Consider the following 1,479-nt stretch of genomic DNA (forward strand, 5'->3'; position numbering starts at 1 on the left):
CGCGGCGTCCGACAGCGGGCGGCGCACCTTGGTCTTGCAGGGCGCCCGGTCGGAGAACGAGGCGAGCACGGCGCGTTCCATCGCGATCACGTGCCCGGCGTCGCGGACGGTCTGACCGGCCCCGCGCGGTGCGCGGTGGTGCTGGGCGACCACCGCGCGGCCGGCGGTGACGATGTGGAGGTAGTCCTCGCCGAGTCGGTGCAGCACCTTGACCTGGGCGCCGGGCAAGCCCGGCGGGACGGAGTAGAGGTTGCCGTCGAAGGAGACCAGACCCTGGGGACTGACGGTCCGCTCGACCTCCAGCTCCGCGGGGAACGGCCGGCTCGGCAAGTCCAACAGAGGCTCGCATGCGGCGAGTTCGCCGACCGTGGCGACGGCTCCGGCTACCTTGCGACGACGTTCGTCCATCCGAAGCGCGAGCTTATCGACGCCGGACTGGGCCTGCGGGACGCTCAGGTTGTCCGGAACCGTGCGCCACCAGCGTTGCGCCGCCGAGTGGTTGGCCTTCTCCACGACGCCCTTGCGGTTGCCCCGACGCGAAGGGCAGATGTCCACCCCGACGCCGTAGAACTTCGCGACCGCGGCGAACGCCGGCAGCACCCGCCCGGTCTGCGGGTAGCAAACAGTGGCCATCCGGTCGAAGCGCCAGCGCCGGGCGGTCCCGCCGAGTTTGCGCACCACCTGGTCCAGGGCCTGTACGAGGTGTGGGAAGTCCTCGGATTCCGCCAGCACTGCCCGCCATCTGCCCGAATGCGCGAGAGCTCCGACCAGCAGGTGGGCGTGGGCGCCAACGCCCCATTGCTCGGGCGGGTCGGGCAGCTCCAGCCAGTCGAACTGGATCTCTTCGCCTGGCGGATGCGCGATCACCGCGACATCCCGGCCGGTCGCGGCCTTGCAGGGCTCGCAGTGCGGGCGCACTTCGTAGCGGCGAAGCGCCCGAGTGAACGTCGAATAGGCGCCCTGGTAACCGAGTTCGGTGATCTCGTCGAACAGAGTGGAGGCCCACAGATGTGGGTCATCCGCCAGCCGCTGACGGCAGTAGTCGAGGAACTGCACGAACGCGTCCGGGGCCTGGCGGCGGTGCTCGGGCACACGCTCGCCCTTCAGGTAAGCGCGGATCGTCTTGCGGTCACGGCCCAGGTGCCGGGCGATGGCCGAGATGGACCAGCCCTGCCGACGCAGCGCGTGCGCATCCACGTCTTCCTCCCGCGTCAGCATCCAGGCCCCCGAACAGGCCGAACTCGTTGCGAACGCAGGTTTTCCGGATGACCACGAACCAACCGGACACGCCGGACAACATCACACGATGGATGGGGAGATCACCTGAGCAGGTTTGGCCAACCTCAGAGCACAGACCGGGGAAATTCACCGAGCGTCATCACCCGTCGCCCTGGCAGGCCGCCAGGAGGCCGTGGCGGACCTGTCGGCCGAGATCTGGGGCGGGCAGTGGTGGACAGTGCCCCAGGACGACAACGACGG

General features: G+C 69.5%; 1 protein-coding gene. It reads right to left on the reverse strand.

The features are described from left to right. On the reverse strand, positions 1–1,197 hold a 1,197-nt coding region (locus LN042_RS36755; RefSeq protein ID WP_230055816.1), incomplete at its 3' end, for a Mu transposase domain-containing protein. Positions 1,198–1,479: the final 282 nt, after the last annotated feature.

Origin of the sequence: Kitasatospora humi, from assembly GCF_020907985.1 — a bacterium.
Taxonomy (GTDB): Bacteria; Actinomycetota; Actinomycetes; order Streptomycetales; family Streptomycetaceae; genus Kitasatospora; species Kitasatospora humi.